This window comes from Bradyrhizobium sp. Arg237L (genome assembly GCF_029990105.1).
Lineage (GTDB): Bacteria > Pseudomonadota > Alphaproteobacteria > Rhizobiales > Xanthobacteraceae > Bradyrhizobium.
In genome coordinates this window covers 1-5,740 of record NZ_JAQMIL010000148.1, presented here as the reverse complement: position 1 = coordinate 5,740, position 5,740 = coordinate 1, and the positions used below count along the sequence as shown (strand labels likewise).

General features: G+C 63.4%; 6 protein-coding genes. 3 read left to right on the top strand and 3 right to left on the bottom strand.

The features are described 5' to 3' along the window. Nucleotides 1-329 precede the first annotated feature (329 nt). The 3 genes from OZ411_RS42400 to OZ411_RS42390 all read right to left on the bottom strand — a co-directional run bounded on the left by OZ411_RS42400 (nucleotide 330) and on the right by OZ411_RS42390 (nucleotide 3,266). The gene (locus OZ411_RS42400) at nucleotides 330-941 is read right to left on the bottom strand and encodes a flavin reductase family protein (RefSeq protein WP_130583395.1); all 612 of its coding nucleotides are present in this window, start codon (nucleotides 939-941) and stop codon (nucleotides 330-332) included. A 132-nt stretch (nucleotides 942-1,073) separates the two neighbouring features. Further along, entirely contained in the window at nucleotides 1,074-2,348 is a 1,275-nt protein-coding gene (locus OZ411_RS42395) for an acyl-CoA dehydrogenase family protein (RefSeq protein ID WP_165421489.1), read from the bottom strand. Nucleotides 2,349-2,486: 138 nt separating this feature from the next. Further along, nucleotides 2,487-3,266 (bottom strand): SDR family oxidoreductase, encoded by a 780-nt coding sequence (locus OZ411_RS42390; RefSeq protein ID WP_130583396.1) that lies wholly within the window; start codon nucleotides 3,264-3,266, stop codon nucleotides 2,487-2,489. Between the two features lie 183 nt (nucleotides 3,267-3,449). Here OZ411_RS42390 and OZ411_RS42385 point away from each other — a divergent pair, with 183 nt between their 5' ends. From OZ411_RS42385 to OZ411_RS42375, 3 genes are read left to right on the top strand one after another with little or no spacing between them, the layout of a single operon-like run. Continuing rightward, nucleotides 3,450-4,241 carry an enoyl-CoA hydratase/isomerase gene (locus tag OZ411_RS42385; RefSeq protein WP_130583397.1) on the top strand — a complete coding sequence of 264 codons (792 nt, stop codon included), beginning with the start codon at nucleotides 3,450-3,452 and terminating at the stop codon, nucleotides 4,239-4,241. Further along, a complete protein-coding gene (locus OZ411_RS42380) occupies nucleotides 4,238-5,224 on the top strand; it encodes a phosphotransferase family protein (RefSeq protein ID WP_282532722.1) in 987 nt (328 codons plus the stop codon). The genes OZ411_RS42385 and OZ411_RS42380 overlap by 4 nt, the downstream gene beginning before the upstream one ends. 1 nt (nucleotide 5,225) lies before the next feature. Beyond that, nucleotides 5,226-5,603 carry a DUF6285 domain-containing protein gene (locus OZ411_RS42375; RefSeq protein WP_282532721.1) on the top strand — a complete coding sequence of 126 codons (378 nt, stop codon included), beginning with the start codon at nucleotides 5,226-5,228 and terminating at the stop codon, nucleotides 5,601-5,603. Nucleotides 5,604-5,740: the final 137 nt, after the last annotated feature.

Below are 5,740 nucleotides of genomic sequence, written 5' to 3'. Positions count from 1 at the left end.
GGGTGCAACCGGCACCCGGCTTTCCCTGCGCCCTCTGTTCAATGAGAGGGTGAAACGAACGCAAAGCTCGGGCGTAACTGGCCGCGAGAATGCGAACGCACATCCCTTCCGCTGTTTGACATTTGAATCAGAACTTACCCCGTCATTGCGAGCGCAGCGAAGCAATCCATCGCGCCACTTGCGGAGACGTGGATTGCTTCGCTGCGCTCGCAATGACGTGGAGAGAGCGTGCCGATTGCACGAACGTCGTAGGGTGGGCAAAGCGCAGCGTGCCCACCATCGCGCGCAGAGCGTCAGACGACCGCGGTGCGCCTGCTCGCCCTACGGATCTACGGCTTCGCGCCCTCGGCGGTCGGAAACACCACCCGGTCATCGGTGCGGCAATAGCGGTCGGCGAACATGCGGCCGACCGGGTGGTAGCGCTCCATGTGCACGCGCATGGCCTCGCGGTCCCACAGCTCGTCGCGGATGTAGAAGTGGATGCCTTCACCCATGATCAGCCGGCGGTCGTTGACGTCGATGATCTTCCAGGTCTTGCATTCCATCGCCCATGGCGCGTCGGCAAGGCGCGGCACCGCCACGCTGGTCGATGGCGCAAGCTTGAGCCCGAGATAATCGGGCTCGCCGACATCAGGCGGAAAGTCGCCGCTGGTCTCGTGCATCGCGTGCGCCAGCGGTTCGTCGGTCATGTTGACCACGAACTCGCCGGTACGCTCGATATTGACAAGCGTATCCTTCACCCGCCCGTCCGGCCGCAGATTGACCGCGAACATGCAGAGCGGCGGGTCCTCGCAGAACACGTTGAAGAAGCTGAACGGCGCGGCATTGACAACGCCGGTTGGGCCTGTGCTCGTCACCCAGGCGATCGGTCGTGGCAGCACGAAGGATGCCAGCACCTTATATCGCTCGCGGGGCTTCAGATCGCTGGCAGCGTATTCCATGGTGGCTTTCCTCAGAGATCGTAGGGCGGCTAGATTCGTAGGGTGGGCAAAGCGAAGCGTGCCCACCATTCTGGCTCGGCTCGTGAAGGTGGGCACGCTTCGCTTTGCCGACCCTACGAATCGCCGCGCCCTTTACGGCATGCTCAGTTCGTGCCGGCCGACCACCATCCAATGCACCTCGTCCGGACCGTCGGCGAAGCGGAGGTGGCGGACGTCCTGGTACATTTCGGCCAGTGGCGTCCATTGCGAGATGCCGGTGGCGCCGTGCATCTGGATCGCCTGGTCGATGATCTTGCAGGCGCGCTCGGGGATCATGGCCTTGACCATGGAGACCCAGACGCGCGCTTCCTTGTTGCCGAGCACGTCCATCGCCTTCGCCGCCTTCAGCACCATCAGCCGCATCGCCTCGATCTCGCAGCGCGCCTGCGCGATGATCTGGAGATTGCCGCCGAGATGCGCGATCTTCTTGCCGAAGGCTTCACGGGTGAGGCCGCGCTGCACCATCATGTCGAGCGCCTTCTCCGCTTTGCCGATGGTGCGCATGCAGTGATGGATGCGGCCCGGCCCCAGGCGAACCTGGGAGATTTCAAAGCCGCGGCCCTCGCCGAGCAGCATGTTCTCCTTCGGCACCCGGACATTGTTGAAGCGCAGATGCATGTGTCCACGCGGGGCATGATCCTGCCCGAACACATGCATGGGGCCGAGGATCTCGACGCCGGGCGTGTCCTTTGGCACCAGGATCTGCGACTGCTGCTTGCTTGGCGGCGCATCCGGATTGGTCTTCACCATCACGATCATGATCTTGCAGCGGGGGTCGCCGAGGCCGGAGATGTAGTATTTCTCGCCGTTGATGACCCACTCGTCACCGACGAGCTTGGCGGTAGTGGAGATGTTCTTGGCGTCCGACGAGGCGACGTTGGGCTCGGTCATGGCGTAGGCCGAACGGATCTCGCCGTTCAGGAGCGGCTTCAGCCACATCTCCTTCTGCTCCTTGGTGCCGACACGCTCCAGCACTTCCATGTTGCCGGTATCAGGCGCCGAGCAGTTCATGGTCTCGGAGGCCAGCGGGCTCTTGCCGAGCTCGGACGCGATATAGGCGTAGTCGAGATTGTTCAGGCCTTCGCCGGTCTCGGCGTCGGGCAGGAAGAAGTTCCAGAGGCCTTCCTCCTTGGCCTTCTTCTTGGCTTTCTCCAAAACCTCGATCTGGCCGTCGGTAAAGCTCCAGCGGTCCTTCTTGTTCTCGCCGTGCCGATAGAATTCGACCGACATCGGCTCGACGGTTTCCCGGATGAACTTCTTCACATGCTCATAAAGCGGACGGACCTGATCCGACATGCGGAGGTCGTTGAGCTCGTCGCCCGGATTGAGCGTGTAGTTGGTGGTCCGGGGTATGTAGGCGTGTTTCATGTTCTTCCTCCCATCGCCGAGATCGTTGCGGCCAACCATAGACGCGGTGGTTTCAAAGTGCGAGCGCGCTTTTTTCATGGGTGCCTGCGCTGACGCAGCGCAGGACGCCATTGCCGCATGACGGAATTCGAACAGCGTTTAAAACGCTGTGTAGCCGCCGTCGATCACGAAACAATCCGTCGTGTGATACGACGACGCATTGCTCATCAAGTAGACGGCGATGCCGCCGAAATCCGAGGGCTCGCCGAAGCGGCGCACGGGGATGCGCGGCATCACATTGGCGACGAATTTCTCGTTCGACATGATGCCAGCCGTCATCTCGCTCTTGATCCAGCCGGGCAGGATCGCATTCGCGGTGACGCCATGGCGGGCAAGCTCGACGCCGAGGGCGCGCACGAGCGCGTTGATCGCGGCCTTGGTGCCGGCATAGTGCTCGTTGCGCGCGGTGCCGAACAGCGACGCCAGGCTCGAGGTGGCGACGAGGCGGCCGAAGGCGTCGCCGGCCTCGGCACGCTCGGTCATGTGGCGGGCGGCGGCCTGGAACACGTGGAAAACGCCGTCGAGATTGGTTGCGAACATGGTTCGCCATTCCTCCTCGGTGCGGTCGATGAAGGCGCGTCGTCCGCCGCCGCCGATCCCGGCATTGGCGAAGCAGCCATCGACGCGGCCGAAAGTGTCGAGCGTCGCCTTCATCGCATCCTGCACCGAGGCCGCATTACTGACATCGCAGATGCGGGTGTCGACCTTGCCGGGACCCGCCGCCATCGTTGCCGCAGCCGCCTTGTTCTTCTCGGCGTTGCGGCCCCAGATCGAGACATCGCAGCCGGCGGCATTCAGCGCCTGCGCGATGCCAAGCCCGATCCCGCCATTGCCACCGGTGATGACCGCGACGCGGCCGGAGAGGTCGAAGATGCTCATGGTATTTTTTCCTTGGCGTATTTCCCTGGGGTGTTTCCATTTGGCCTGACGCACGTTAATCGTGCATCCGAAAGCGAGGCGTGCTTGCTCCACCATGGACAAGCGCGTCTCAAAAATCAAATATGGGTCGAAGATTTGGCCTACCGCGTTACCCATGGCGCGGGTGCAACCCACGAGGAAACAATGCAATTTAAACATGTCACGCTCGATTTCGATGGACCGGTCGCGGTCCTCAAGCTCGACCATCAGGAAGTCATGAACGCGGTGTCGATCGACATGCTCGGCGGCCTCGCCGAGGCGCTCGATGCGATCGAAGACAAGCGGGACGAGGTGCGCTGCCTTGTGATCACTGGTGCCGGCCGCGCCTTCTGCACCGGCGCCAATCTGCAAGGACGAAACAACCAGACGCCGGGCAAGCGTAACGCAGGCGCGGCGCTGGAGACCGCGTTCCATCCGTTCCTGCGGCGGCTGCGCAATCTGCATTGCCCGATCGTCACCGCGGTCAATGGGCCGGCGGCGGGCGCCGGCATGAGCTTCGCGCTGATGGGCGACATGATCCTGTGCGCGCGCTCGGCCTATTTCCTGCAAGCCTTCCGGCGCATCGGCCTGGTGCCGGATTGCGGCTCGACCTGGCTCTTGCCGCGGCTGGTCGGCAAGGCGCGTGCGATCGAATTGTCGCTGATGGGCGAGCGGCTGCCGGCCGAGAAGGCGCTGGAATGGGGCCTCATCAACCGCCTCCATGACGACGGCGCGCTGATGGACGAGGCGATGAAGCTTGCGCATGAGCTTGCCAACGGGCCGACGGTTGCGCTGTCGCTGATCCGCAAGCTCTATTGGGACAGCCCGGAGAATTCGTTCGAGGATCAGCTCGACCTGGAATACCAGTCCCAGCGGCTTGCCGGCACCACCGAGGATTTCAAGGAAGGCGTCACCGCGTTCCTCGAGAAGCGCCCGGCGAAGTTCAAGGGCAAATGATCGAGGCCGAGCTCGCGCGCTGCGTCGCGTCCTTCCATCGGGGGGCGACCGGCGTCACCGGCGCCGCGAAACTTTCCGGCGGCGCCAGCCAGGAGACCTGGACGTTCGATATCGTGCATCCGGACGGCACTATCGGCGCAATCCTGCGCCGCGCGCCGCCGGGCTTTGGTGCAGCACCCTCGCGCGCGGCCGGGCTCGATGCCGAGGCGAGCTTGATGCAGCTCGCGCACGACGCCGGCCTGCCGTCGCCGCGCGTGCTGCACGTGCTGAATCCGGAGGAGGGACTCGGCACCGGCTTCATCATGGCGCGCATTGAGGGCGAGACCATCGCGCGGAAAATCCTGCGCGACGAGCAGTTTGCGAAGGCGCGGCCGCTGCTGGCGCGCCAGCTCGGCAAGGTCGCTGCCGGCATCCACGGCTTGCCGGCGGCGAAGCTGCCGAAGCTGCGGCAGATGACGGCGACCAAGGAGATCGGCGATCTCGAGCGCGAATATCGCGGCTTCGACTGGCTGCGCCCGGTGTTCGAGCTGGCGCTGCGTTGGCTGCGCGACCACGATCCCGGTCCATCGGACGAGGTGACGCTGGTGCACGGCGATTTCCGTCATGGCAACCTCATCATTGGTCCCGACGGCGTGCGCGCGGTGCTGGACTGGGAGCTCGCGCATTTCGGCGATCCGATGGAGGATCTCGGCTGGATCTGCGTCAACTCCTGGCGCTTCGGCGAGATCGACAAGCCGGTCGGCGGCTTTGGCTCGCGCGAGGATCTGTTCGCAGGCTATGAGGAGACCGGCCGCAAAGTCGATCCTAGCAGAGTGATGTTCTGGGAAGTGATGGGCACGCTGCGCTGGGGTGTGATGTGCTGCGGCATGATGCAGCGCTTCCGCGCTGGCCCGGACCATTCGATGGAGCGCGCGATGATCGGCCGCCGCGCCTCGGAGACCGAGATCGATCTGCTCAGGCTATTGGCACCGCGAGGGCGTTGAGATGCAGGATGAACCGACACCCAACGAGCTGATCAAGGCGGTCGCGGACTTCCTGCGGAGCGAGATCGCGCCTGCGATCAAGGGCCACAATTCGTTCAAGCTGCGCGTCGGCATCAACGCGCTCGATCTCGTGACGCGCCAGCTCTCGCTCGCACAAGCGGCCGACGCCGCGGAGGCAGCGCGGCTAAAGCAGTTGCTCAAGATCGATGGCTCGCTGTTCGACCTGAACCGCGTGCTCTCGGAGAAGATCGCGAGCGGCGATGTCGATCTGCAGACACCGGGACTAGCCGATCATCTCTGGCAGACTACGATGGACAAGCTCGCCGTCGATCAGCCGAACTATGCGTCGTATAAGCGCGAGATTGGCCAGCAATCGTAGGATCGGTAGAGCGAAGCGGAAACCCATCAAACCTTGTGCGTCGTTGGGACATGATAGGTTTCACTACGAGACTGGGCAAGAATCTTGGCTGATAGGCCGATGCGTGTACGATTCGGTTATGCCGAATCATAGGTTCA